This is a genomic window from Exiguobacterium sp. s48, assembly GCF_018617395.1.
Taxonomy (GTDB): domain Bacteria; phylum Bacillota; class Bacilli; order Exiguobacteriales; family Exiguobacteriaceae; genus Exiguobacterium.
In genome coordinates this window covers 1,470,560-1,495,010 of record NZ_JACSKC010000001.1, presented here as the reverse complement: position 1 = coordinate 1,495,010, position 24,451 = coordinate 1,470,560, and the positions used below count along the sequence as shown (strand labels likewise).

Annotated in this window: 24 protein-coding genes and 1 riboswitch; of the genes, 21 read left to right on the top strand and 3 right to left on the bottom strand. The window is 50.5% G+C overall.

The window, feature by feature from the left end; genetic code table 11:
* Window positions 1–152: 152 nt before the first annotated feature.
* The 6 genes from KNO66_RS07665 (at window position 153) to KNO66_RS07640 (ending at window position 6,053) form a co-directional block, all read left to right on the top strand.
* Complete coding sequence (locus KNO66_RS07665) at window positions 153–965, top strand: undecaprenyl-diphosphate phosphatase (RefSeq protein WP_214741856.1); 813 nt, start codon at window positions 153–155, stop codon at window positions 963–965.
* Between the two features lie 80 nt (window positions 966–1,045).
* Window positions 1,046–1,188, top strand: a riboswitch (FMN riboswitch).
* A 152-nt stretch (window positions 1,189–1,340) separates the two neighbouring features.
* Window positions 1,341–2,405: a bifunctional diaminohydroxyphosphoribosylaminopyrimidine deaminase/5-amino-6-(5-phosphoribosylamino)uracil reductase RibD gene (gene ribD, locus KNO66_RS07660; RefSeq protein ID WP_214741854.1), complete on the top strand. Its 1,065-nt coding sequence runs from the start codon at window positions 1,341–1,343 to the stop codon at window positions 2,403–2,405.
* Window positions 2,405–3,046 (top strand): riboflavin synthase, encoded by a 642-nt coding sequence (ribE, locus tag KNO66_RS07655; protein WP_214741852.1) that lies wholly within the window; start codon window positions 2,405–2,407, stop codon window positions 3,044–3,046. Before ribD ends, ribE begins: the two co-directional genes overlap by 1 nt.
* Window positions 3,046–4,221: a GTP cyclohydrolase II gene (gene ribA / locus KNO66_RS07650; protein WP_214741851.1), complete on the top strand. Its 1,176-nt coding sequence runs from the start codon at window positions 3,046–3,048 to the stop codon at window positions 4,219–4,221. Before ribE ends, ribA begins: the two co-directional genes overlap by 1 nt.
* A gap of 5 nt (window positions 4,222–4,226) precedes the next feature.
* Complete coding sequence (gene ribH, locus KNO66_RS07645; protein WP_214741849.1) at window positions 4,227–4,691, top strand: 6,7-dimethyl-8-ribityllumazine synthase; 465 nt, start codon at window positions 4,227–4,229, stop codon at window positions 4,689–4,691.
* A gap of 126 nt (window positions 4,692–4,817) precedes the next feature.
* Complete coding sequence (locus KNO66_RS07640; RefSeq protein WP_214741847.1) at window positions 4,818–6,053, top strand: HD domain-containing phosphohydrolase; 1,236 nt, start codon at window positions 4,818–4,820, stop codon at window positions 6,051–6,053.
* A 38-nt stretch (window positions 6,054–6,091) separates the two neighbouring features.
* On the opposite strand, the gene pruA is transcribed toward KNO66_RS07640, so the two are convergent.
* Window positions 6,092–7,636: an L-glutamate gamma-semialdehyde dehydrogenase gene (pruA, locus tag KNO66_RS07635; RefSeq protein WP_214741845.1), complete on the bottom strand. Its 1,545-nt coding sequence runs from the start codon at window positions 7,634–7,636 to the stop codon at window positions 6,092–6,094.
* A gap of 171 nt (window positions 7,637–7,807) precedes the next feature.
* Between pruA and KNO66_RS07630 the strand changes: the two genes are divergently transcribed.
* The 3 genes from KNO66_RS07630 to KNO66_RS07620 all read left to right on the top strand — a co-directional run bounded on the left by KNO66_RS07630 (window position 7,808) and on the right by KNO66_RS07620 (window position 10,906).
* Window positions 7,808–8,611, top strand: a complete 804-nt coding sequence (locus KNO66_RS07630) for a hypothetical protein (RefSeq protein ID WP_214741843.1) — start codon at window positions 7,808–7,810, stop codon at window positions 8,609–8,611.
* 12 nt (window positions 8,612–8,623) lie between these two features.
* A complete protein-coding gene (bcp, locus tag KNO66_RS07625) occupies window positions 8,624–9,061 on the top strand; it encodes a thioredoxin-dependent thiol peroxidase (protein WP_214741841.1) in 438 nt (145 codons plus the stop codon).
* Window positions 9,062–9,544: 483 nt separating this feature from the next.
* Window positions 9,545–10,906 (top strand): alanine/glycine:cation symporter family protein, encoded by a 1,362-nt coding sequence (locus KNO66_RS07620; protein WP_214741839.1) that lies wholly within the window; start codon window positions 9,545–9,547, stop codon window positions 10,904–10,906.
* A gap of 40 nt (window positions 10,907–10,946) precedes the next feature.
* On the opposite strand, the gene KNO66_RS07615 is transcribed toward KNO66_RS07620, so the two are convergent.
* A complete protein-coding gene (locus KNO66_RS07615) occupies window positions 10,947–12,650 on the bottom strand; it encodes a methyl-accepting chemotaxis protein (RefSeq protein ID WP_214741837.1) in 1,704 nt (567 codons plus the stop codon).
* A gap of 214 nt (window positions 12,651–12,864) precedes the next feature.
* Here KNO66_RS07615 and gatC point away from each other — a divergent pair, with 214 nt between their 5' ends.
* The 9 genes from gatC (at window position 12,865) to KNO66_RS07570 (ending at window position 20,796) form a co-directional block, all read left to right on the top strand.
* Window positions 12,865–13,155: an Asp-tRNA(Asn)/Glu-tRNA(Gln) amidotransferase subunit GatC gene (gene gatC, locus KNO66_RS07610; protein ID WP_012727041.1), complete on the top strand. Its 291-nt coding sequence runs from the start codon at window positions 12,865–12,867 to the stop codon at window positions 13,153–13,155.
* Window positions 13,156–13,166: 11 nt separating this feature from the next.
* Entirely contained in the window at window positions 13,167–14,609 is a 1,443-nt protein-coding gene (gatA, locus tag KNO66_RS07605; protein WP_214741835.1) for an Asp-tRNA(Asn)/Glu-tRNA(Gln) amidotransferase subunit GatA, read from the top strand.
* A gap of 12 nt (window positions 14,610–14,621) precedes the next feature.
* Window positions 14,622–16,052: an Asp-tRNA(Asn)/Glu-tRNA(Gln) amidotransferase subunit GatB gene (gene gatB, locus KNO66_RS07600; RefSeq protein WP_214741833.1), complete on the top strand. Its 1,431-nt coding sequence runs from the start codon at window positions 14,622–14,624 to the stop codon at window positions 16,050–16,052.
* A 63-nt stretch (window positions 16,053–16,115) separates the two neighbouring features.
* Window positions 16,116–17,114 (top strand): diacylglycerol kinase, encoded by a 999-nt coding sequence (locus KNO66_RS07595; protein WP_012727038.1) that lies wholly within the window; start codon window positions 16,116–16,118, stop codon window positions 17,112–17,114.
* A gap of 55 nt (window positions 17,115–17,169) precedes the next feature.
* Window positions 17,170–18,531 (top strand): 23S rRNA (uracil(1939)-C(5))-methyltransferase RlmD, encoded by a 1,362-nt coding sequence (gene rlmD / locus KNO66_RS07590; protein ID WP_214741831.1) that lies wholly within the window; start codon window positions 17,170–17,172, stop codon window positions 18,529–18,531.
* Window positions 18,532–18,603: 72 nt separating this feature from the next.
* On the top strand, window positions 18,604–19,197 hold the full coding sequence (locus tag KNO66_RS07585) for a dihydrofolate reductase family protein (protein ID WP_214741829.1): 594 nt from the start codon (window positions 18,604–18,606) through the stop codon (window positions 19,195–19,197).
* Window positions 19,194–19,727 carry a GNAT family N-acetyltransferase gene (locus KNO66_RS07580; RefSeq protein WP_214741827.1) on the top strand — a complete coding sequence of 178 codons (534 nt, stop codon included), beginning with the start codon at window positions 19,194–19,196 and terminating at the stop codon, window positions 19,725–19,727. The genes KNO66_RS07585 and KNO66_RS07580 overlap by 4 nt, the downstream gene beginning before the upstream one ends.
* Before the next feature lie 10 nt (window positions 19,728–19,737).
* Complete coding sequence (locus KNO66_RS07575; RefSeq protein ID WP_214741825.1) at window positions 19,738–20,355, top strand: hypothetical protein; 618 nt, start codon at window positions 19,738–19,740, stop codon at window positions 20,353–20,355.
* On the top strand, window positions 20,356–20,796 hold the full coding sequence (locus tag KNO66_RS07570; protein WP_214741823.1) for a hypothetical protein: 441 nt from the start codon (window positions 20,356–20,358) through the stop codon (window positions 20,794–20,796).
* Here KNO66_RS07570 and KNO66_RS07565 read toward each other — a convergent pair.
* Window positions 20,788–21,315, bottom strand: a complete 528-nt coding sequence (locus KNO66_RS07565) for an AAA family ATPase (RefSeq protein ID WP_214741821.1) — start codon at window positions 21,313–21,315, stop codon at window positions 20,788–20,790. The genes KNO66_RS07570 and KNO66_RS07565 overlap by 9 nt on opposite strands.
* Before the next feature lie 138 nt (window positions 21,316–21,453).
* On the opposite strand from KNO66_RS07565, the gene KNO66_RS07560 reads away from it, so the two are divergent.
* From KNO66_RS07560 to KNO66_RS07550, 3 genes are all read left to right on the top strand, one after another.
* Window positions 21,454–22,461, top strand: a complete 1,008-nt coding sequence (locus KNO66_RS07560) for a tRNA dihydrouridine synthase (RefSeq protein ID WP_483299192.1) — start codon at window positions 21,454–21,456, stop codon at window positions 22,459–22,461.
* A gap of 233 nt (window positions 22,462–22,694) precedes the next feature.
* Window positions 22,695–23,375: a response regulator transcription factor gene (locus tag KNO66_RS07555; protein ID WP_214741817.1), complete on the top strand. Its 681-nt coding sequence runs from the start codon at window positions 22,695–22,697 to the stop codon at window positions 23,373–23,375.
* Window position 23,376: 1 nt separating this feature from the next.
* Complete coding sequence (locus KNO66_RS07550; protein WP_214741815.1) at window positions 23,377–24,381, top strand: sensor histidine kinase; 1,005 nt, start codon at window positions 23,377–23,379, stop codon at window positions 24,379–24,381.
* Window positions 24,382–24,451: the final 70 nt, after the last annotated feature.

Below are 24,451 nucleotides of genomic sequence, written 5' to 3'. Positions count from 1 at the left end.
CCAGATGAGTACCCTTCTATAATAAATTTAATTTTCAGACTAATCAATCAAATATTGAAATTACGTCAAAAAAATTTATAAGCTGGTCAATGAAAGACCGATTCTGCTAAAATAGCCGCATTGAGTGAAAAACAGAAAAGAGGATCATCACTATGACAGTTTGGTTATTTTATACGTTGCTCGGTTTGATTCAAGGGTTCACAGAGCCTATTCCGATTTCGTCGAGTGGACATCTGGTTATCTTCCAAGAACTATTTAACATCGACTTACCGGGATTGTCATTTGAAGTTTTCGTAAATTTTGCTTCACTTCTCGCCGTCTTGACAATTTATCGTCAAGATGTGATTCGTCTCATCGTGAGTCTTTGGACGTTCTTATTTAAAAAAGACCGCACTGAGGAAACGATGATCGATGTGAAGTTCATCGGATTGCTACTCGTTGCGACCGTTCCAGCCGGTGTGCTCGGTGTCCTGTTCGGGGACTGGATTGGAGAAGTGCTCGGGGGTGTGGCGACAGTCGGTTATACGCTCATCATCACGGGACTCGCCCTTTGGTTCATCCGAAATATGCGAGGGAACAAGGGTGATGGAGGCATCACGCTACGCGATGCCATCTTGATCGGATTGGCGCAGGCCGTGGCGCTCATTCCTGGAATCAGCCGTTCTGGGGCGACCATCGTCATGGCGATGCTCCTCGGAATCAAACAGGAGTCGGCACTTCGCTTCTCGTTCTTCCTGTTCATTCCAATCAGTCTTGGAACGATGATTTTGGACGGACCGACCTTGTTTACGAATCCGGAGACACGCGACTTATTTGGACCGTTGATTCTCGCATTCGTCGCCTCGTATGTGCTGACCGCCATTTCATTGAAGTGGTTCCAACACATCATGGCAAAAGGCGAATTAAAATATTTTTCATATTATTGTTGGATTGTCGGGCTTCTTGTCGTCCTCTTTCTCGCATAACCAGGACGCTACTCTCACGAGTGGCGTTTTTTCTTTTGCGAAATAAAAACAATTGCGCTACAGTAAACACGTACAAACAAATATTCCTTCGGGGTCGGGTGAAATTCCCAACCGGCGGTGATGGGCCAATGCCCTAAGTCCGTGACCCGGGCGCACGTGTGCGAACGGTGGATCTAGTGAGACTCTAGAGCCGACAGTATAGTCTGGATGGGAGAAGGAACAAAAAACAGGTCCGTGTGACCTGTGCTTCGTCGTACGCTTTTCTGTATAGAAAACGTTTATTTGGCTTGCTCAAATTCGACGAAACCCTCCCACCAAGACCCTAAGGAGCGCTCCTTAGGGTCTTTTGTTTGTGCGGAAAAAGGAGGGAGAACGATGAAACAGTACATGGAACAGGCCATTCAATTGGCGAAATCAGCCGATGGACAGACCGGCGTCAATCCACTCGTCGGTGCCGTTCTCGTCAAAGACGGGCGCATCGTTGGGATGGGTGCTCACCTTAAGGCGGGCGAACCCCATGCCGAGGTACACGCCATCAATATGGCTGGGGCGGCTGCATACGGGGCGACCCTGTATGTCACGCTCGAACCGTGCTCGCATCATGGCAAGACGCCACCGTGCGCCGACTTGATTGTAGAGTCGGGCATCAAACGTGTCGTTGTCGCCATGAAAGACCCAAACCCGCTCGTTGCAGGGAACGGGATCATGCGTCTCCAGTCGGCCGGAGTTGAAGTCGATGTGGGGTTGCTTGAGGAGGAGGCGCGTGCCTTGAATCCGGCGTTCTTACGGTCGCTTGAGACGAAAAGACCGTACGTCATCTTGAAGACGGCGACGAGCCTCGATGGAAAAGTGGCGTTGGAGACAGGGGAGAGTCAATGGGTGACGAGTTCAGAAGCCCGTCGTGATGTGCATGAACTTCGTGCCACGGTCGATGCGATATTGACCGGGATTGGCACGGTGCTCGCGGATGATCCGTCACTCACGGTTCGATTGGACCGTGTGACGCGTCAGCCGAAACGAGTCGTGCTCGACCGTGACTTGAGGTTACCGTTCGCCAGTACGCTCGCACGTACCGCCGAAGACGTCCCGGTGCTCCTCTTCACTTCGTCAGACGAAACGGAGAGACGTGAACGAGCTCAAGTCACTGGTATCGAATTATTCGATTATACGTCGCTCGGTACAGTTTTTGAGACGCTATACGCAAATGGAATCGGGCGTGTGTTAGTCGAGGCTGGACCGACGCTCGTCACATCCCTTCTTGACGGAGGTTACGTTGATGAGTGGGTCGCCTATCAATCACCACGGGTGTTCGGCGGTAAGCATGGCGTCTATCGCTCACAACAAGAAGGGGCGATCGATGGGATTTCTCGCTTTACAATTCATCAGGTCGAAACGATTGGCCCCGATCTAAAAGTCGTCCTTCGTAAGGAGGCGTTCTGATGTTCACGGGAATCGTAGAAGAAATCGGCTCAGTCAAAGCGGTGAAGCGAAACGGTCCGTCTTTACGACTCGTCATATCCGCTGCGAAAGTGCTCGACGATGTGAAGCTCGGGGACAGCATTGCCGTCAATGGGATCTGTCTCACCGTGACGACGTTCGATGACACGACGTTCTCTGTCGATGTCATGCCAGAAACGTTGAAGGCATCGAGTTTAGATGGGGTCAAGCCGGGGACACGTGTCAATCTCGAACGGGCGATGCCGGCGAACGGACGGTTCGGTGGGCATTTCGTATCTGGACACGTCGACGGGGTCGGACGTATCACGAAGAAACGTTCGCTTGCGAATGCCGTCTATATCGACATCCAATGCGAGAGCAACCTCTTGTCTTACATCGTACCGAAAGGCTCGATTTCCGTAGATGGGACGAGCTTGACCGTGTTCGATGTATCGGCGCGTGGCTTCACGCTGTCATTGATTCCGCACACGTATAGCGAAACCGTGCTTGGGATGAAGCAGACGGGTGATTTAGTCAATTTGGAATGTGATCTGTTAGCAAAATATATGGAAAAGGTCGTCGGGCAGTCGAAGATGACGCTCAAGTCCTTAGCAGAACAGGGATACGGAAAGGCGGGATGGTAATGTTTGATTCAATTGAACGGGCACTCGAGGAATTGAGACGAGGACGTCCCATCATCGTCGTGGATGACGAGGACCGTGAGAATGAGGGAGACTTTGTCGTACTCGGAGACAAGATGGCACCGGAGACGATGAACTTTTTAATCACGGAAGGAAAGGGGCTCGTCTGTAGCGCCGTCGCGGAAGAAGTGGCGGCACGTCTTGCCCTCGCGCCGATGGTGACGAACAGTACGGACCCACACGGTACCGCCTTTACGGTCAGTGTCGACCATATCGATTCGACGACTGGCATCTCGGCGAGTGAGCGGTCTCATACCGTTCGAGAACTGGCGAACCCGTCATCCCGTCCGTCCGACTTTCAACGCCCGGGACATCTGTTCCCGTTGATTGCGAAAAAAGGAGGGGTCTCTGTTCGCCGAGGTCACACGGAAGCGTCCGTCGACCTGGCGCGACTCGCCGGAAGTGAACCGGTCGCGGTCATCTGTGAAATCATTCGAGAGGACGGGGAGATGGCGCGCGTACCGGATTTGGTCCAAGTCGCAGAACGCCACAGGTTGGCATTCATCACCATCGAAGCGCTAGTCCGATACATGGAAGAAAACCTCGTCACGCGCGTTGCGGACGTGTCCCTGCCTTCCTCGAAAGGAGCGTTTCGCATGATTGGGTACGAGAATCGATTGGACCGACAAGAGCATGTGGCGCTCGTGACAGAGACGCTTGAAGAAGCCCCGCTCGTTCGCATTCACTCCGAATGTTTGACCGGCGACGTCTTCGGCTCGTATCGCTGTGACTGCGGTCCACAACTCGATGCGTCGATAGAAAGAATCGAGCAGGAGTCAGGGATTGTCCTGTACATGCGTCAAGAAGGACGAGGGATTGGACTGTTGAACAAACTCAGAGCCTATGCATTACAAGAAGACGGATTGGATACGGTCGAGGCGAATGAGGCGCTCGGTTTTCATCCCGACCTTCGAGACTATCGGGTGAGCGCGGCGATGCTTCGTGACCTTGGGGTGACCCGTGTACGACTCATGACGAACAACCCTGAGAAAGTCGAGGCGCTCGAAGCATGTGGCATCACGGTCGTCGAACGTGTTCCGATTCATGTCGGTGCCAATCAAACGAACGAATCGTATCGGATGACGAAACAACTTAAAATGAACCATATCGGAGGATGAAGGACATGACACATACATTTGAAGGAAATTTAGTTGGAGAAGGATTAAAGATTGGAATCGTCGTCGGACGGTTCAACGATTTGATTACGATGCGTCTGCTTGACGGGGCGAAAGATGCCTTGAAACGTCATGGGGTGAAGGAAGAAGATGTATCGCTTGCTTTCGTCCCGGGTGCATTCGAACTGCCGCTCGTTGCGAAAAAGATGGCGATGAGTCAAAACTATGACGCGGTCATCACGCTTGGGGCCGTCATCCGGGGTGCGACACCGCACTTTGACTACGTCTGTAATGAAGCGGCCAAAGGAATCGCCCAGGCGAGCTATCAGTCCGAAGTACCGGTCATCTTTGGTGTGTTGACGACGGAGACGATTGAACAGGCGATTGAGCGTGCGGGTACAAAGGCAGGAAACAAAGGATGGGAAGCGGCGACTTCCGCCATCGAGATGGCCAATCTATTGAAACAAGTGTGATCAGAACCGGGTGGCGACCACCCGGTTTTTCAAATGGATAAAGTAGGATAAAAAGACTGAAAATTGGGTAAATTACATGCATGGAACGATTGATTTTCATTTCAGAAGAATAGGGAGGTTTGGCACATGGCAACTTCGCATGAATCATTGACGTTACAGTTACAACAACAAGAGCGGCTCCATCACCTGCTTTCGTCACTCCTCAATCGCTTTTTAACGACAGAGATTGCGGATTTCAAAAAGCGGGTTGACCAGTCGTTAGCCGAGCTCGGACATTATTTCGCGGTCGACCGCGTCTATGTCTTTGATTACGATTTTACGAATCAAGTCTGCCACAACACATTCGAATGGTGCGCCGAAGGAATCACGGCCGAGATGGACAATCTGCAGGACGTGCCAATCGATGTATTGCCCGAGTGGGTCAACACCCATGTGGCAGGTGAGACGATGTATATTCCCCGTGTCTCCGATTTACCTGAGAATAGTGTCGTCCGAGGAATCCTTGAGCCGCAATCGATTCAAAGCTTGCTCGCGGTTCCAATGATGCAAGGGAAGACGTGCCAAGGATTTGTCGGGTTCGACTCGGTTGTCACGGAACGGACGTACACCGAATATGAACAACAGGCACTCCTTGATTTCAGTAACGCCCTTCTTGGAGCGGTCGAACGTCATCGAATTGAGGCGGGACGAGAAGAGGCGCAACGGGTGCTCGCAGAACGTGAAAAAGAATTGATTGACTATCAAGAAGGACTCGTACGGACGTTACTCCGTCTGTCGGCACTCCGAAACAATGAGACAGGGAACCATATCGAGAGGGTCCAAGATTTGTCGACGTTGTTTGCGACGATTCTTTATGAACATCACCATCCGGACGTCACGCCACTCTTCATCGAAGGGATTCGACTCGCAGCACCGCTCCATGATATCGGGAAGATTTCTGTACCGGATTCGATCTTATTGAAGGCGAATAAGCTATCCGACCAGGAATGGGTATTCATGAAAGATCATGTGCGTGTCGGGGGTGAAGTGTTGAAGGATCTCCAGATACAGTTCCCTCAAAACTACTTTATCCAAATGGCCTATCAGATCGCTCTCTATCATCACGAACGTTGGGATGGAACGGGATATATTAAAGGGTTGAAGGGAGAGGAGATTCCACTCGCTGCCCGAATCGTCACCATCATCGATGTCTATGACGCACTTCGGACCGTTCGCCCATATAAACCGGCCTTCTCACATGACGAGACGATTGTCGCGATGAAAGACATGAACGGGGCGTTCGACCCTACCTTGTTCGAACTATTCCTGCTCCATCAAGAAGAAATCGCCATCATGTTCGATCAGACATTTAAAGCACACTAAACAAAGAGACGCTCCCGAGGGAACGTCTCTTTTATTGATTAGAACGTTTCAGATGTCGTTTTCGCTTGCATGTGGAGTTGGATGTAATCCGGGCCACCTGCTTTTGAATCCGTACCTGACATGTTGAATCCACCGAACGGCTGATAGCCGACGATTGCGCCTGTGCAACCACGGTTGAAGTAAAGGTTCCCGACGTGGAAGTTTTGACGAGCGTATTCTTGATTCATCCGGTCGCGTGTGAGGACCGCACCAGTCAAGCCGTACTCTGTGTTGTTCGCGATATCGATCGCTTCTTTGAAGTCTTTCGCTTTTGTGAAAGCGACAACAGGTCCGAAGATCTCTTCTTGCATGAGACGCGCTTTCGGGTCAACGTCTGCGACGACAGTCGGTTCGATGAAGTAGCCTGTTGAATCGTCTGCTTTCCCACCTGCGACGATGCGTCCTTCTTCTTTAGCGACATCGAAGTACGATGTGATTTTCTTGAAGGCTGCTGCATCGATGACCGGTCCCATGAAGTGTTCGTTCTTCTCAGTGTTTCCGACAGAGAGTTCGTTCGTGAGTTCGACGACACGATCGAGTACCGTATCGTATACGCTGTCGACGATGACGGCACGCGAACAAGCTGAACATTTCTGACCAGAGAAACCGAATGCCGATTTCACGATCGACTGTGCTGCGAGCTCGAGGTCGGCTGATTCGTCGACGACGATCGTATCTTTTCCGCCCATCTCCGCGATCACGCGTTTGAGCCAAATTTGACCTTCGTTCAATTTAGAGGCACGTTCGTTGATGCGGAGTCCGACATCACGCGATCCCGTGAAGCTGATGAAACGTGTCTTCGGATGGTCGACGAGATAGTCCCCGACTTCTGCACCCGGTCCTGGGATGAAGTTGAGCACGCCTTTTGGAAGACCTGCCTCTTCCATCACTTCGACGAATTTCGCCGCGACGATCGGTGTCGTCGAAGCTGGTTTCAAGAGAATCGTGTTACCGGCAACGATGGCCGCAACCGCTGTACCGGCCATGATTGCGAACGGGAAGTTCCATGGGCTGATGACGATCCCGACCCCGAGTGGGATGTAGTCATATCGGTTGTATTCGCCTGGACGGCTCTCGACTTTCTTGCCTGGTTTAAGTTCGAGCATTTGACGTGCATAGTACTCCATGAAGTCGATCGCTTCCGCTGTATCCGCATCTGCTTCGTTCCACGGTTTACCTGCTTCTTTAACGAGGTAAGCCGAGAACTCGTGCTTACGTTTGCGGACGATGTTCGCGGCTTTGAACAAGACATCGGCGCGGACAGCTGGGTCGACATGGCGCCATGAGTCAAACGCTGTGAGTGCTTCTTGCATCGCACGTTCTGCGAGCTCTTGGTTCGCTTTTGAGACGCGACCGATCACTTCTTCTTTGTTAGCCGGGTTATAAGACGTGATTTTTCCTTCCGTTGTAACCTTTTCCCCACCGATTACGAGCGGATAGTCTTTCCCGAGCTCACCGTTCACTTTCTCGATTGCCGCCTGAATCGCCTCGGCATTCTCTTTTTGTGTAAAGTCTGTGAATGGTTCATGTTTGTATGGAATCATTCTCGTTCCCCCTTAAAGTGATGTTGAGCGTTAAAGCGCTTACGTCTGTATTGTATCGAAATTATCGTAGAAATCCTAGTGAAACAATTTTCCAGAAACACAAGGCATTGGAGTGAAAAATCGAGACATGGTAGGATGGGGGAGAACACGGCTTTTGAAAGGACGGACAACATGAAAAAATGGTTCATTCCGCTTCTCCTTGTCTTCATGCTCGGAGCATGCGGGAACGAGGGAGAGACGGTAGTGAAAGAGACGGAACGTGCGTTGCCGGATGCGGTCACGGAAGTGTATGAAGACTATCAAAAGGCGCTTGAATCGGGAGATGCCGAGGCATTGACCGCAATTGATTATGCTGGTCGCTTGACCGATATCCCGGCGACTGGAGCCGTCACGCGTCAGCTCACACCAGGTGACATCTATAAAGGATGGGTCAATGAAGATGAGGATGTGGCTTTTCTTGTTCATGAGATGGTCGATGCGGACGGCAATCCGCTCCCGAACCGGCTCAGTAAAGTTGCTGTGAAGGAAGGCGATGAGTGGTCACTCGTCATCACGCCGGCCGCTTTGCCGAAAGACGTGATTGCCGAAGTCGGAGATTTGCTCATCGGGGTCCAGGCGAACGAGTATGGAGTCAATGCCGAAGCGAACGCCCGTCTTGCTGAACTTCCGGAAGATGAGGCCGGTCCGATCTATGACCAAGTCAATGCGCAGACGGACTATATGGCGCTCGAGGCGGATAATAACGTCTTCTTGCTCATGGCGGAAACGTTGACGGTCGAAGAGAACCAAACCATCATGACCGACTATTTTAAAGCGTACGAGACATGGTACACAGGTAACGAGGAAACACTCCGAAAAGCGGCTGCAACGGAAGATCCGATCGAGTATATCGAAGTGCTGGACCCGTTAAAGACTAAACTAGAAGAAGCAATTGATGGTTATGACGAACAACTCGTCGACCCATCGTTTGGCTAAGGAGGAAAACAGATGAATGCACCAACATTTTCATTACCAAACCAAAACGGAGAGATGATTTCATTAAAGGATTATCTCGGTAAGAAAGTCGTCTTATACTTCTATCCTCGAGATTCGACACCCGGTTGTACGACGGAGGCATGCGATTTCCGTGATGCTCTGCCGAAGATGGAAGGGGCGGTCGTCCTCGGGGTGTCGGCTGACAGTCAGAAGAAGCATCAAAATTTTATCGCCAAAAATGACCTTCCGTTCGATTTACTCGTCGACGAGAATCATGAAGTGTCTGAATCGTATGGCGTCTGGCAATTGAAAAAGAATTACGGGAAAGAGTATTACGGCATCGTCCGTTCGACTTTCTTGATCGGTGAGGACGGTCAAATCGAAAAAGAATGGCGCAACGTCAAAGTGAACGGGCACGTCGAAGAAGTCGTGACTGCCATTCGTTCGTAAAACGAATTCGTATCAGACTGTAGACAAACTATGCGTCTACAGTCTTTTTTGTGCCCAAGTTAGGCACGGCTCGCTTTCCTAGGGGCAAGCAGTGAGCCGCATCGCGACTTTCTTTCGCTACTGGGTCTCCCTTTGCTTGCTATTCCCTCAGGAGTCTCGCCTACCTGTACTTGGTCATTGCTCTAAAGCCGCCACGAGCGGTTTTTCTATCGCGACGAATCGATTTCTCGTTGAGGTACAGTCTATCGATCAACGATTCGTATGGATTGTAAAATCGCTGTTTATGAATTCTGAGATATATTACAATCATATTTCGAAATAAATTTTAAGAAGCTTTTAAGAATAAGGGTTCATGGAAAATATTACAATTATATAACGTTTTGAAAACGTTTTCTTTAAGCGGTGTACCTTGACTCGATTGTGAATGTTCTGAAAAATAAAGGGAGAGCGCTCAAATCAAGAACATAGGAGGAGAGCAACACCGTGAATCAAATTGAAAGTTGGCTGGCGAGTTTATCGAATCTCGTCTGGGGGCCACATTTACTTATCTTACTCGTGGGGACAGGAATCTTCCTGACCGTCCGTCTCGGATTTATCCAAGTGACGCGACTTGGGGTCGGGCTTAAAGAGGCATTTATCCCAAAACAAGAACAACCGAAGAAAAAGCAACGAGGGGACATCTCTCATTTCCAAGCACTCATGACGGCTTTAGCGGCCACGGTCGGTACGGGAAACATGGTCGGTGTCGCAACGGCAATTGTCCTCGGGGGACCGGGTGCTGTCGTTTGGATGTGGTTATCTGGTTTCGTCGGGATGGCGACAAAGTACGCCGAGGCCATCCTTGCCGTCAAATATCGTGTCGTCGATGAACGAGGCGAGATTGCCGGTGGACCGATGTATTACTTAGAACACGGTCTAAAGAAAAAGTGGCTCGGCATATTGTTTGCCTTATTCGCATCGGTCGCAGCCTTTGGGATTGGGAACGGGGTCCAGACGAACTCAATCAGTCTCGCCTTGAACAATTCGTTCAACGTCCCAATGGTTGTGACAGGAATCGTCATGATGGCGGTCACGGCATTCGTCATCTTAGGTGGTGTCAAATCAATCGGGAAAGTCGTCGGAATCTTCGTTCCGTTCATGATTTTCGCATATGTCGGGAGTGGGCTCGTGATTCTCATCATGAACCTCGAATTGGTACCGGGTGCCTTATCGACGATGTTCTCGAGCACATTCAGTGCCGAAGCCATCGGTGGGGGGGCGTTAGGTGCCGCGATTCGCTACGGGGTCGCGCGCGGTGTGTTCTCTAACGAGGCAGGACTTGGATCTGCACCGATTGCGGCCGCGGCAGCGAAGACCGACTTCCCGGGACGTCAAGCACTCGTCTCGATGACACAAGTGTTGATCGACACGCTCATCGTCTGTTCCATCACGGGACTCACGATTGTCATGGGTGGTCAATATACGGAAGGGCTTGAAGGAATCGCCTTGACGCAAGCCTCGTTCGCTTACTTCTTAGGACCGATTGGTGAAATCATCGTGACAATCTCGCTCGTCTTCTTCGCCTATTCGACCGTTCTCGGTTGGTGCTATTACGGCGAACGTTCAGCGTATTATTTACTTGGGGAAAAAGTGATCGTCCCGTATCGTGTCCTCTATATTTTAGTCGCAGGACTCGGTGCGATGACGACGAACTTGAATTTGATTTGGTCCATCTCGGATGTGTTCAACGGTCTCATGGCGATCCCGAACTTGATTGGACTCTTGTTCCTCTCAGGTGTCGTTGTTGCTGAGACGAAACGATTCGAACTCGAACGAAAAAAAGAAGCGGCACAATCTGCCGCTTGATGAGAAAACCCGCCGGACAGCACGTGTCGGCGGGTTTTTGTCATACCTTGAATTGGCGAATCAGTGAATCAAGTTCTTCCATCTTTTGTTGCGACTGTTCCGTCGCATGGTTCAACTCGGCGAACCGTTCGACGGACATCGTCACTTTTTCGGCGATTTCTTGCGTACCGAGCGCACCGTTGTTGACGGTCGTCGCGACGTCCTGAATGACGCCAATCATGTTCGACGTCAGTTGTTCAAGTTCTCCGGCGGCAGTGGCGAACTCGGTCGCGGTCGTCTCAAAGCGTCCTGCGTCCGTACTATACTGTCCGGCTGCCTCTTCGAGTTGGTCATAGTCTTTCAAGACGTTCGTGTCGAGGAAGTGGAGCATTTGTCCAGAGCTCTCGTTCAAATGATCGACCGAATGGAGGACGGTCGTCGAGATAACTTGAATGCGTTCGACGGTTGCCCGGCTCGTTTCGGCGAGTTTTCGAATCTCATCGGCAACAACGGCGAACCCACGTCCGGCTTCACCAGCACGTGCCGCTTCAATCGATGCGTTGAGTGACAACAGGTTCGTCTGCGCGGCGATATCGAGAATGTCGTTCGTGAGTGTCGCAATCTCACGCACGGCTTTCGCATCTTGCATCGCCTTCTCCAAGTTCGTACGGGTCGATTGAAGGACGCTGATGGCGTTTTCTTTCGCTTCCACCGCATGTGACTTGAGAGAGAGGGCGCGTTCATCGATTTGTCTCGCTTCGTCTTTCCGTTCATCGGCCATGGACACGATATGTTGAATCGTTCGCTCCATATCCGACGCGGAGGCGTTCATCTCTTGAGCGCTCGCCGCCGTCTGTTGCATGCCGGCGGTCAAATCCTCTGTCGTCGCAGCGGTCGTCGTCATGTACGTATCAAGTTCTTTCAACTCTTCATACATATGGGTTGATTGTTTTGACACGCCAGTCGTCACATCGTTCACTTGAAGAATCAACTGACGCAAGTTCGCGATGAACTGGTTAAAGTCGCGTGCGAGTCCGGCGAACTCGTCGCGGCGCTTCACAGGGATTGACGTCGTCAAATCGCCTTCGCTCGTGGCGAGCTCACGCATCTTCGTCTTGAACTCTTTGAGCGGTTCAAAGATGGAGCGGAAGATGAAGAGCATCATGAGAATCGTCATGACAGCGGCGACCCCGAGGACGATGAATAGTGTGAGTTGTACTTGCTCAAACATCTTGGCAGCTGCTGCCGTATCTGTTTGAATCTCTTCCCGGTTCAAGTTGACGAGAAGACCGAGCGAATTCGAGAGTGCATCGGCACTCGGTGTCGCCGTGTCACGAATATACGTTTCTGCGGCAGCGGTCCCTTCTTCGTTAGAAATACGGATGAGTTCAATCATAACGGTTTGGAAGTTGGCCCAATCGGAACTTGCTTGATCGAAGAGCTGTTGATCTTCTTCCATGATAATCGTGTCTTCATAGCCGTCCATCCGTTGTTCTAAGATGGCGACGGATGCTTGAATGTCCCGCTCGATATTTTGTTTCGTCACCGCGTCATCGACGAGTGCGTGACGAAGTAGATGACGGCGAATTTCAAGCAATTGTTTATCGACTTGATGGATTTGATCCATTCCTGGTACCCAAGAGACGGTCATGTCCTCCTGGGCTGCTTTTGATGCGTTCAAGGCATACCAAGAGTAACCGCTTACAACAAGAAGCAGCACAAACATGATACTAAACGCAGTGATCAGTTTATTCCGGATCGACATACGATCCCTCCTTACGAATCTTTTCTATCTTTAGCATAATCAGAATTCGTCACCGACCGTATAGCTGATTTTGAAAGCGGGTCAATATTCAGAGTACATTCCCCTAGTTTCTTAAAAAGAAGACGATTTAGAACGAGATAGATTTCCTTTTTTGTCTTATGAAAAAGTGGTATGATAATGAACGATGTATTGAAAACTGTTGGAGGTGGGAATTTTGGCTCGTATTACAGAAGCTGAAGTTCGGCACGTCGCCGGACTTGCCCGACTTGCGATCACGGATGAAGAAGTGACGCACTTCACGGAGCAATTGACAAAAATTCTCGAGTTCGCCGAGCAACTCGATGAGCTGGATACAACGGGAGTCGAACCGACGACCCATGCCCTAGATTTGAAAAACGTACTACGCAAAGACGAGGTTCGTCCATCGCTTCCACGTGAGGAAGTCGAACGGATGGCGCCTGACTGGGAGAACGGTCAAGTCCGTGTCCCTGCGGTCTTTGAGTAAGGAGGCCTTTCATGAGTTTATTTGACCACGGTGTAGCGAAACTGCATACGTTATTAAAAGAAGGCGAAGTCACGGTCACGGACCTCGTCAAAGAGTCGTTCGAGCGCATCGAAGCGACGGATGATCAAATCGGTGCGTTCTTAACGCTCAATGAAGAAGCGTTCGAGCAAGCGAAACGTATGGATGAACTTGCGAAAACATCAGACAACCCGCTCTTCGGGATGCCGATCGGTGTGAAAGACAATATCGTCACAAAAGGGATGCGGACGACATGTGCCTCGACGTTCCTCGAGAACTTCGTCCCGGCACACGATGCGACGGTCGTCGAGCGTCTTCATGACGCCGGAGCCGTCACAATCGGAAAGTTGAACATGGACGAGTTCGCCATGGGTTCGTCAAACGAGAACTCGGCGTTCAAGCCGGTTCGTAACCCATGGGACCCGACACGTGTACCAGGAGGTTCTTCAGGCGGTTCAGCGGCATCGGTCGCAGCTGGGCAAGTCCTTTTCAGCCTCGGTTCGGATACGGGTGGTTCGATTCGTCAACCAGCCGCATATTGTGGTGTCGTCGGGATGAAACCGACATACGGTCTTGTCTCACGCTTCGGCCTCGTTGCCTTCGCGTCTTCACTTGACCAAATCGGTCCGCTCACACGTACCGTTGAAGACAATGCTTACTTATTGAATACGATTGCGGGCCATTGCGACATGGATTCGACGTCGGCTGAGGTCGAGGTGCCGGACTATACGGCAGCGCTCAACCAGGATTTGACGGGTATGAAGTTCGCACTTCCGGAAGAGTTCATGGCAGAAGGTGTCGCGCCTGGCGTCCGTGAACAGATTGAACAAGCAATCGAGACGCTCAAATCTCTCGGTGCGACGATCGAGACGGTTTCGATTCCGTCTGTGAAGTATGCCCTCTCGGCGTACTACTTGCTCGCCTCGTCAGAAGCCTCTTCAAACTTGGCTCGTTTCGACGGCATCCGTTATGGACGTCGCGCCGAAGCGGACACGCTCGACGAAGTGTTCACGTATTCGCGTGAACAAGGGTTCGGGGACGAGGTCAAACGCCGGATCATGCTCGGGACATATGCCCTCAGCTCTGGTTACTACGATGCGTTCTACAAGAAAGCCCAACAAGTCCGTACCCTCATGAAGCAGGACTTCGCGAAAGTGTTCGAAGAGTATGATGCCATCGTTGGACCAACCGCTCCGACGACAGCGTTCAAACTCGGTGAACAGCTCGACGATCCGCTCACGATGTACGCGAACGATATCATGACGATTCCGGTCAACTTGGTCGGTATCCCGGCTATCTCAGTTCCGGCAGGTCTTTCAGAAGGTCTCCCGGTCGGTCTTCAAATTATCGGGAACTACTTTGATGAATCAACACTTTACCGCGTGGCCCATGCTTTTGAACAAGCAAACGGCGGTTTCAAGATGCCACAGCTCTAAGGAGGACGTACGATGAACTTTGAAACGATCATCGGGATCGAGGTGCACGCCGAGCTGAGCACGAAGTCGAAGATTTGGTGTGGCTGCTCACGCACTTACGGTGCCGAAACGAATACACAGACGTGTCCGATTTGTCTTGGACACCCGGGCGTCTTGCCTAAATTGAACGAAGAAGCGGTCAACCTCGCCATCAAGGCGGCAATGGCACTCAACTGTGAGATTGCGACAGATACGAAGTTCGACCGGAAGAACTACTTCTACCCAGACACGCCGAAAGCGTATCAAATCTCTCAGTTCGATAAACCGATTGGTTCGAACGGTCACGTCGACGTCGAAGTGGACGGCGAGATCAAACGATTCCGCATCGAGCGCGTGCACTTGGAAGAAGATGCCGGGAAGATGAACCATACGGGCGAGAAACACTCGGTCGTCGACTTCAACCGGACCGGTTCACCGCTCATCGAGATTGTCAGTGAAGCGGACATGCGCTCACCGAAAGACGCGGTCGCATACCTCGAGCGCTTGAAAGAAGTCCTCTCGTTCGCTGGCGTCTCGGACGTCAAGATGGAAGAGGGTTCACTTCGTTGTGACTGTAACATCTCGGTCCGTCCATTCGGACAGGAGAAGTTCGGTACGAAGACAGAGCTCAAGAACTTGAATTCGTTCTCAAACGTCTTGAAGGCACTCGACTATGAAGAAACGCGTCATCGCAAATTGCTTCTCTCAGGTGGCGTCATGCGTCAAGAGACGCTCCGTTACGACGAAGCGGCGAAAAAGACGATTCTCATGCGTGTCAAAGAAGGGGCAGCGGACTATCGTTACTTCCCAGAACCGGACCTCGTCCGTCTTGAAATCGATGAGGCATGGAAAGAGCGCATCCGCGCGACGATCCCAGAGATGCCGGCAGCACGTCGTGAACGCTACATGAGCCAATACGGTCTCTCGGCATACGACGCGAAAGCCCTCACGTCAACGCGTGAGTTCTCAGACTTCTTCGAAGCGACGACAGCGGCCGGAGCGGAGCCAAAAGCGGCAGCGAACTGGCTCATGGGTGAAGTGCTCGGTCATTTGAATAAGACGAATGAAACGGTCGAGACGATGAAGTTGACACCGGAAGCACTCGCTGAGCTCATCCGCTTGATTGCGGAAGGGACGATTTCATCGAAGATCGCGAAGCGTGTCTTCACGGCGATGATGGAAGAAGGAGCTGAGCCGAAAGCGTATGTCGAAGCGAACGGTCTCGCCCAAATCTCGGACGAGAACTTGCTCCGCGGCTACATCCTCGAATTGTTCGAGGCACACCCGCAAATGATCGAAGACTTCAAGAACGGGAAAGACCGTGCGAAAGGCTTCATCATCGGCCAAATCATGAAACAGACGAAAGGGATGGCGAACCCGGCACTCCTCGATGGCTTGTTCCACGAAGAGATGGCAAAACGCTAAGCAGGCGGCGAGACACTTGTGTCTCGCTTTTCGCTCGAGTTGAGCACAGGGGAGAGAATCAATATGCAACGGAAACGTGCGCGGGTCATTTATAACCCGACATCTGGTAAAGAAGTGATCAAACGGGAACTCCCGTACATTTTGAACCGCCTCGAGGATGCGGGTTATGAGACGTCGACGTATGCGACGAAAGCGATTGGTGATGCCACGCTCGAAGCAAAACGGGCCTCAGCGGCCGAGTTCGACCTCATCATCGCCGCAGGTGGAGACGGGACATTGAACGAAGTCATCTCCGGGCTCGCCCCGCTAGAGAATCGTCCGACGATTGGACTCATTCCGGTCGGGACGACGAACGACTTCGCTCGGGCGATGCGGATCCCACTAAGTGTGGTCGGTGCACTCGACGTCATCTGTGACGGGTTCGAGATGCCGGTCGACCTCGGGGAAATCGAAGGCGAGAAAGGTGACATCCACTATTTCATCAATATCGCAGGCGGCGGTATCATGACTGAACTCTCGTATGAGGTGCCATCGAAGTTGAAGACGGCACTCGGACAGCTCGCCTATTACGTGAAGGGAATGGAGAAACTTCCACTCATCAAACCGACGTACATCGAACTTGAGCACGATGAAGGGACGTTCCAAGGCGAAGTCATGGTCTTCCTTACATCGAACTCGAACTCGGTCGGTGGATTTGAAAAAATCTCACCACACGCGTCATTAAATGACGGGTTGTTCGATCTGTTCATTTTGCGGAAATGTAACTTGTTCGAATTCATCCACGTCGTCCGCCTTCTCCTCCGGGGTGAGCATTTATCCAGCTCACTCGTCGAGCACGTGAAGACGAGCCGCGTCCGGATGAAGACGACCGAGCCGATGAGTCTGAACATCGACGGCGAGTATGGCGGGGAGTGCACAGGTGAGATGCGGAACTTGTTCCGTCACTTGACGGTGCTCGCACCGAACGCCCGAATCCGCGAAATGGAAGATTTGAATGCACAATATGAACGCGAACAGATGATCAAGCAATTGTTCAATGTTTCGCTCGATAAAGCAGAGTGAAAAGATAGGAATGACGACATCAGTCATTCCTATTTGTAATGGAAGGAGCATTCGTATGCTACCAGTGAAAAAGAACGATCGTCTCGATGTCCATGTCCACGACCTGACCCACGAAGGGGCGGGTGTGGCACGTGTCGACGGCTATACGCTGTTCGTGCCGAACGCGTTGCCGGGAGAGACGGTCGAAATCGTCGTGACGAAGACGAACAAGCAGTACGGGTTCGCCCGATTGTTGAACGTGAAAGAAGCGAGTGCCGACCGCGTCGAGCCACCGTGCCCGATCTTTTATCAGTGTGGCGGCTGCCAGCTGCAACACTTCAGCTATGAAGGGCAACTACGCCAGAAACGAGAACGCGTCGTCGATGCGCTCAAGCGTCTCGGGCAGTTCGACGTGCCGGTCCATGACACGATTGGCATGCCAGAACCTTGGCGCTACCGCAACAAGGCACAAGTCCCGTTCAAACAAGAAGGGGACCGTCTCGTCTCAGGCTTCTATCGTCCTCGTTCCCATGACATCGTCGAGATGAATGAATGTTTGATTCAAGATGAGCGTAATGATCAGGCGATCCAAGTCGTCCGTGATGTGTTGGATGCACGTGGCGTACCGGCGTATGACGAGAAGACAGGACGTGGGGTCATCCGTCACGTGATGGCCCGTTACGGGTACCATTCGGGTGAACTGATGATCGTCCTCATCACGAAGACGACGAAATTAAAAGGCGTGAATGAGATCGTCGCCGATATCGTCGAGCGTCTTCCAGACGTGACGTCAATCATGCAAAACGTCAACCCGGACAAGACGAATGTCATCCTCGGGACGACGAACAAGTTGCTCTACGGCCATGAGACGATTGAGGATAAAATCGCAGGACTCACGTTCACGATTTCTCCGCACTCGTTCTTCCAAGTCAATCCGGTCCAAACGGAGAAGTTGTACGGGAAGGCGCTAGAGTACGCACAATTGTCAGGTACGGAACAAGTCGTCGATGCCTATTGCGGCATCGGGACAATCAGTCTTTTCCTCGCTCGGAAGGCGGCGCACGTGTATGGTGTTGAAGTCGTTCCAGAAGCGATCGAGGACGCGAAACAGAATGCGCTCGTCAATGAGATCGATAACGTGACGTACGCATGTGGCGCGGCGGAAGATGTGCTTCCAGAGTGGAAGAAAGACGGTGTGAACCCGGACGTCATCGTCGTCGATCCACCACGTAAAGGATGTGCCGAATCGTTCCTTGAGACGATGGTCGAGATGGGACCGAAGCGAATCGTATACGTCTCGTGTAACGTCGCGACGCAGGCGCGCGATATGCGTTACCTCGCCGACCGAGGTTATCGCTTGATGGAAGTGACACCGGTCGACATGTTCCCGCATACGGCGCATGTGGAGACGGTGGCGTGGATGGAGAAAGTAGAATAAGATGAATGTAACATGCCTTCGATTGAATCAATCGGAGGCTTTTTTTGCAAACAGCCGAAAGGGGAGTCGGAGATGAGAAAAATCATTGTTCTGGAACATCTGTCGTTAGACGGTGTCATTCAAGCACCGGGTGGAAAAGAAGAGGACGTGAGTGGGGATTTCATGCATGGCGGATGGACGGAGCTTTTCTCGAGCCAAGAGCTTGGGATTTGGATTCGGACCCAAATGCATAGTGAGTTTGATTTGTTGCTCGGGCGAAAGACATATGACCAATGGGCGAGTTATTGGCCAAAACATAATGACATTTGGCCGGAAGCCAACCGTGCAGTGAAATATGTGGTTAGTAGACATTCACATGATTCACAATGGGAAGCAACGACGTTTCTGACAGAACCGGTCGAAGCGTTGAAACGACTCAAACAAGAGGACGGACCGGATTTACATGTATGGGGCAGCAGTGAACTCGTCCATACGCTACTTGCAAACAATCTCATCGATGAATACCGATTGATTATGTATCCGATTATCATTGGTTCCGGAAAACGTCTTTTCCCAGATGGAAACATCTTGCCACTTCAACTTGATGTAGTCGAGCAACAGTTGATGCCAAACGGAGTCAGTATCATCCGCTATGAACGTATTCAAAAAGATGGAGAGGGGCTATGAGAATCGAGCAACACCTCGAGATGACCATTTCAGAATCGATGGATACGGAACTGATTGAGCTATTACAGCATTCATTTCCTTCCATTTATCCGAATCGCCGCTACTTTAAGCAACTGCCGCATCTTCGGCTCATCGCGTATGAGGATCAACAAATCATCGGACAAGTCGGGTTGGATTTTCGTGTGATGAATATAGATGGAACTCCGATTCACGTGCTTGGCATCATCGATTTATGCGTACGGGAAGCAGTGCGAGGACGTGGGGTCGGACGGGCGCTAATGGAAAAAGTCATTGCGCTCGGAGAAGAGTACCCAATCGATTTTCTCCTGTTGTTCGCAGATCGACTAGACCTTTACGAACGGATCGGGTTTCAAAAGGTATCGAATACATGTACATGGCTTCAAATCGATGACGAGAATCAAACGACACGCGGGATTGGGGAGGCGTCATTCGAAGAATTGATGGTTCGATCGGTCGGGGATAAGCGATGGACGGAAGGGAAACTCGATTTGCTCGGATATTTATACTAGGGGGATAACGATGAATCTTGAACAAGTGACAGAAATGTATGAGACGTATGCACAAAAAATCGGGGACCGAAAACAAGTGTATGAAACGATTGCTGAAACCTTTGACGTGAAGCGGACGCTCTATCCTGGGAGTCACGTCGACGTCGCCCCTTCCCTCGTCATCCCTCACGTCATCTATGTCGACAGTTTCAAAGGGACGATCCGTTTCTTCAAGCAAATTGAAACGGTGCAGGAGCTGATGGATCAACGAAAGGAATATGATGAGCCGTGTACGATTGAATTTTTTGGTCAGGACTATACGCAGCCGCTCGACATCGAACCCGTTGACTTGATCATCTCGCAATATGCGGGGTTTGTCGGTCAGGCGACGAAACAATATTTGAAGCCGGGTGGCATCTTGCTCTGTAACGATAGTCATGGAGATGCGACGTTGGCGCGATTTGATGAAACGTTCGAATTGATTGGGGTCATGGGTAGTTCAAATGAATTCGTTCAGACTGGACTAGATGAGTATTTCCGATTGCCGAAAGGAAAAGACGTGGATGTAGCCGAAGTGAGGAAGACGATGAAGGGACCGAGTTATTTAAAGGCAGTTGAGAATTATGTGTTTCAAAAAAGGAGGGATTGAATGAAACAATATACGTTTCGAACTCGTAACGTCCCACTTTCCCTGAATGATGCAGTCATCACAGAAGCGACTGTGACGGGTTCGACAATCCGTCTCGTCTTTACGGATGGGATCCGTGACTTGTTCAAAAAGGAAGCGGTATGGACGGGTCGTGCCACCGTGACCATCTCGAACGTGGACCGAGATTTTTCTTCCCTTACACGCTTTAGTGAAACGACCTATTTGATGTGTCCAATCGAGCAACTCAGTCAGTTCGTTCAAATAGGGCGCTTCGAAATCGTCGATGAACTGTACGGATATCAGCAACTGTTGTTCCGCTGCATGTGGTTGACGGATACGACATGTGAGACGGTGGAGTTGAATCTCTCCCATGCAAGCGAGCTCGTCATCCAATGGGAAGACGAACCCGTGGAAGAAATGTATGAATCTGAATCATTTTGAGGAAAGTATGAGACCGACGTGATCGGCGACCGCTCGCGCAACATCTGACTTCGAACGATGGTCGGTCATAATTTTTTCTGCATGAATCTCAGATTCGAATGCGGACTGGCAGCGGTCAATCTGCGCTTTTCCCCAAGAGTTGAACCATTCGAAGCGTTTATTCAGTCGTTTTACAAGCGTGTGTTGATTCGCTTCAAGGATGAGGTGACGTACATCGACGCCGTCCCGCTGAAGTCGACCGATGATTTCATCTACATACGTTGCGTCCACCAGTGTCATCGGAACGAGGATGACCCCATCGAACGACGTGGCAATTTTCGACAGCATTTGATAATTGAACTCTCGCCATTCCGGGTGATGTTGAAAATCGGGTTGCTGAAGGCTCTCCGGTAATTGATCCCGAATGAAAAAGCCAGCCTGCTCCGGGTCATAGAGAAACGCGTTTGGCAGTTGTTTCTGAAGTATATTAGCACATGTGGTTTTACCTGAACCGAAAGCGCCGTTGATCCATATAATCATTCCTACTCCTCATTTCATTGTAATTGTTCCTTTATTATATCGAACAGTGTGGTGTAACAGTTGATACAATCCGACAGACATAATAGAATAGATGAGTGATTTTGTTGGACTGTATGGATGAAAGGAACTGATTTTACGATGAAAGAAAACTTTTGGCGCGATCTTCCGCGTCCATTCTTTATACTTGCCCCGATGGAAGATGTGACCGATGTCGTCTTCCGTCACGTCGTCGCCCATGCGGGACGCCCGGACGTCTTCTTCACAGAATTCGCGAACTCGGACAGCTATTGCCATCCGGAAGGGAAGGGCAGCCTCCGTGGCCGTTTGACGTTCACCGAGGACGAGCAGCCGATGGTCGCCCACATCTGGGGGGACAATCCGGAATACTTCCGTCAAATGAGTATCGGTATGGCCGAGATGGGCTATAAAGGACTCGACATCAACATGGGTTGCCCGGTCCCGAACGTCGCGAAACGTGGAAAAGGGAGTGGTCTCATTCTCCGTCCGGAAGTCGCGGCTGAGCTCATTCAAGCGGCAAAAGCCGGCGGCATCCCTGTCAGCGTCAAGACGCGTCTCGGTTTCGCGAAGCTCGACGAGTGGCGCGACTGGTTGACACATCTCTTGAAACAAGACATCGCGAACTTGTCGATTCACTTGCGCACGCGCAACGAGATGAGTAAAGTCGACGCGCACTGGGAAATGATCCCGGACATCGTGAAGTTACGTGACGAGATCGCGCCGGATACGCTCATCACGATCAATGGAGACATCCTCGATCGTCAAATGGGACTCGAGCTCGTTGAGAAATATGGGGTCGATGGCGTCATGATTGGTCGTGGGATCTTCAAAAATCCGTTCGCGTTTGAGAAAGAGCCACGCGAACACTCGATGGAAGAACATCTCGACTTGTTGCGTTTGCAACTGGACCTTCAGGATAAATTCCAAGAAGACGTGCCGCGTTCGATTTCGAACTTGCACCGTTTCTTCAAGATTTATGTTAAAGGATTCCGTGGGGCGAGCGAGCTTCGTCATAACTTGATGGAAACGAAATCGACGGACGAGGTACGAGCGTTGCTTGATGCCTTTGTCGAGAAATATCATGAAGAAGAGGCAGCGCTCGCTGAGGCGGTCTCGACAGTCGAATAGTTTTTTGAAGGGGTTCAGTGAATACTGGAGCCCCTTTTTTATAATTAAAATAGTAGATGGCGATGAAACGTTTAATGAACGATTAAATAACACTCATGTGATAAAAATCTTAATACGAGTATAGCCGGTTCACACTCCTGCCGAATGAGATACCTCGTTCGGTTTTTTTGTTTTATCTCCTCACTTGAATAAAGACTGCTATATTATGGGGAGAAGAGTCAGGAGGGACTACCATGCATATTCTAATCGTAGAAGACGACCGGACGATAGCCTCCGGTCTTCAATATTCACTCGAACAAGAACAATTTAAAACAACGTTATGCCAAAACGTGACTGACGCGACGTTTATGATTGAACAACAGTTACATACAATCGATTTATGTCTCTTTGATTTGTCACTACCAGATGGGAGTGGATATGACTTATGTCGGCTCGTGAAGCAACAACAAGACATCCCTGTCATCTTTCTGACGGCATTCGATGATGAAGTGAATGTGGTGATGGGACTCGATATGGGAGCGGACGACTACATCACGAAACCGTTCCGTGTCCGAGAACTCGTTTCACGAATTCACTCGGTACTTCGTCGATACAATAAAAACGTACGCTCGCCTCTGTTGACGATTGGACCAGTTGAAATCAATACGCAAGATGCAAAAGTGAAAAAGAATGGGGACGAAATTTTGTTGACAGCGCTAGAGTATCGTTTGTTGCTCATCTTTGGGAGACATACAGGGCAAGTATTGTCACGAGCCCAACTACTCGATCAGATTTGGGATGTGGGTGGGGAATTCGTGAACGATAATACGTTGACTGTTTATATTAAGCGACTCCGCGAGAAACTAGAGGATGATCCACAACACCCGATGCTTATTACGACTGTGCGTGGAATCGGATATAAGGTGGGGCGCTAATATGTTGCGAAACCAAGAAATAAGAATATACTTGTTCACTTGTTTATTTCTTATTGGACTAGCTGTAGGTATTGCCGTCTTGTTCATGTCCATAGAGGCGGCCGTTCTGGTCGTCCTATTAGCAATCATACTTTTCGGCGTTACGTATCGTTTCACGGCATGGCGTTATCGAGAAATCGAGCAGCTCTCGGGATATCTTCAAGAAATCAGTAATGGCAACTATACATTGGATGTCCGTGATAATCGCGAAGGGGAGCTCAGTTTGTTAAAGAGCCAACTCTACAAAGTGACGAAAATGCTATCTGAACAAGGCGCGCATCTTGAAGAAGATAAACAGAAGCTAACTGATGCGATCTCCGATATCTCTCATCAATTGAAGACACCGCTCACCTCGATGACCGTCATGGCAGATCTTCTTAGTGACCCGCGTCTATCTGAGGAGAAGCGTCAAGAATTCACCCATAACGTACAAGTACAACTTGAACGAATGGAGTGGCTCTTGTCTTCTCTCCTCAAACTATCAAAAATGGATGCCGGGACAATACATTTCAAGCGCGAATTGGTATCCGTCCCTGCACTCATTCAAGCCGTAGCAGAACCGATGCTCGTACCGATTGATATTAAAATGCAACGACTTCACGTTCAAGGCGAAAAAGATGTTACGTTCGAGGGTGATTTGAAGTGGACGACCGAGGCGCTCATCAACATCTTAAAAAATTGCGTGGAGCATACGCCGGAACAGGGCGATGTATTCATCGAGTCCAGTGAAAATACGCTGTATACAGAAATTGTGATTCGTGACACGGGGATTGGTGTCGCAAAACAAGACCTCCCGTACATTTTCCAAAGGTTTTATAAAGGTGTGAATGCGAGCGAAGAGAGTGTCGGGATTGGACTTGCCATGGCACACAGCATCATTATGAGCCAGGAAGGTGAGTTGACTGTTCGGAGTGAACCCGGGGTCGGAACGGATTTTCATATTCGCTTTTATAAAGCAATTGTCTGATCGCTAAGTGACGAAATCGTCACTTTCGAGTCACAGACGAGTCACACTCACTCGGTACACTCGAAGTAGA

Excerpts from the sequence above, each read along its gene's own strand:
- KNO66_RS07665 (WP_214741856.1), top strand. The coding sequence starts at position 153 with ATGACAGTTTGGTTATTTTATACGTTGCTCGGTTTGATTCAAGGGTTC.
- ribD (WP_214741854.1), top strand. The coding sequence starts at position 1,341 with ATGAAACAGTACATGGAACAGGCCATTCAATTGGCGAAATCAGCCGAT.
- ribE (WP_214741852.1), top strand. The coding sequence starts at position 2,405 with ATGTTCACGGGAATCGTAGAAGAAATCGGCTCAGTCAAAGCGGTGAAG.
- ribA (WP_214741851.1), top strand. The coding sequence starts at position 3,046 with ATGTTTGATTCAATTGAACGGGCACTCGAGGAATTGAGACGAGGACGT.
- ribH (WP_214741849.1), top strand. The coding sequence starts at position 4,227 with ATGACACATACATTTGAAGGAAATTTAGTTGGAGAAGGATTAAAGATT.
- KNO66_RS07640 (WP_214741847.1), top strand. The coding sequence starts at position 4,818 with ATGGCAACTTCGCATGAATCATTGACGTTACAGTTACAACAACAAGAG.
- pruA (WP_214741845.1), bottom strand. The coding sequence starts at position 7,636 with ATGATTCCATACAAACATGAACCATTCACAGACTTTACACAAAAAGAG.
- KNO66_RS07630 (WP_214741843.1), top strand. The coding sequence starts at position 7,808 with ATGAAAAAATGGTTCATTCCGCTTCTCCTTGTCTTCATGCTCGGAGCA.
- bcp (WP_214741841.1), top strand. The coding sequence starts at position 8,624 with ATGAATGCACCAACATTTTCATTACCAAACCAAAACGGAGAGATGATT.
- KNO66_RS07615 (WP_214741837.1), bottom strand. The coding sequence starts at position 12,650 with ATGTCGATCCGGAATAAACTGATCACTGCGTTTAGTATCATGTTTGTG.
- gatA (WP_214741835.1), top strand. The coding sequence starts at position 13,167 with ATGAGTTTATTTGACCACGGTGTAGCGAAACTGCATACGTTATTAAAA.
- gatB (WP_214741833.1), top strand. The coding sequence starts at position 14,622 with ATGAACTTTGAAACGATCATCGGGATCGAGGTGCACGCCGAGCTGAGC.
- KNO66_RS07595 (WP_012727038.1), top strand. The coding sequence starts at position 16,116 with ATGCAACGGAAACGTGCGCGGGTCATTTATAACCCGACATCTGGTAAA.
- rlmD (WP_214741831.1), top strand. The coding sequence starts at position 17,170 with ATGCTACCAGTGAAAAAGAACGATCGTCTCGATGTCCATGTCCACGAC.
- KNO66_RS07585 (WP_214741829.1), top strand. The coding sequence starts at position 18,604 with ATGAGAAAAATCATTGTTCTGGAACATCTGTCGTTAGACGGTGTCATT.
- KNO66_RS07580 (WP_214741827.1), top strand. The coding sequence starts at position 19,194 with ATGAGAATCGAGCAACACCTCGAGATGACCATTTCAGAATCGATGGAT.
- KNO66_RS07575 (WP_214741825.1), top strand. The coding sequence starts at position 19,738 with ATGAATCTTGAACAAGTGACAGAAATGTATGAGACGTATGCACAAAAA.
- KNO66_RS07570 (WP_214741823.1), top strand. The coding sequence starts at position 20,356 with ATGAAACAATATACGTTTCGAACTCGTAACGTCCCACTTTCCCTGAAT.
- KNO66_RS07565 (WP_214741821.1), bottom strand. The coding sequence starts at position 21,315 with ATGATTATATGGATCAACGGCGCTTTCGGTTCAGGTAAAACCACATGT.
- KNO66_RS07560 (WP_483299192.1), top strand. The coding sequence starts at position 21,454 with ATGAAAGAAAACTTTTGGCGCGATCTTCCGCGTCCATTCTTTATACTT.
- KNO66_RS07555 (WP_214741817.1), top strand. The coding sequence starts at position 22,695 with ATGCATATTCTAATCGTAGAAGACGACCGGACGATAGCCTCCGGTCTT.
- KNO66_RS07550 (WP_214741815.1), top strand. The coding sequence starts at position 23,377 with ATGTTGCGAAACCAAGAAATAAGAATATACTTGTTCACTTGTTTATTT.